The 237-nt window shown below is 36.3% G+C and carries 1 protein-coding gene; it reads left to right on the top strand.

Going from position 1 to position 237, the window contains the following annotated elements:
* The coding region (locus AACW06_RS20675; RefSeq protein WP_238336799.1) for a hypothetical protein at positions 1–183 on the top strand (183 nt) is incomplete at its 5' end.
* Positions 184–237: the final 54 nt, after the last annotated feature.

The following is a 237-nucleotide window of genomic DNA, read 5'->3' as shown; positions in this document are numbered from 1 at the left end:
CGAAAAAGATTTATCAATGAACTGAGTGACCAATCAGAATCAAGTTTACTTGATTTTGGCACAGTCAATTCATTGTTGTTCTGTTGGAACAACAATAGCTTTAAAATTACTTTTTACTTTCGAGTAAAAACAGTTTTGAAGTCAGTATTCATTGAGCCGGTCTTAGGACCAACAAAACTTTAATTGAAGAGTTTGATCATGGCTCAGATTGAACGCTGGCGGCAGGCCTAACACATG

It is taken from the genome of Vibrio sp. S12_S33 (genome assembly GCF_963889785.1).
Taxonomy (GTDB): Bacteria; Pseudomonadota; Gammaproteobacteria; order Enterobacterales; family Vibrionaceae; genus Vibrio; species Vibrio aestuarianus.
Note: the sequence above shows the minus strand (reverse complement) of the source record. Positions and strands in the feature narration are given on the sequence as shown.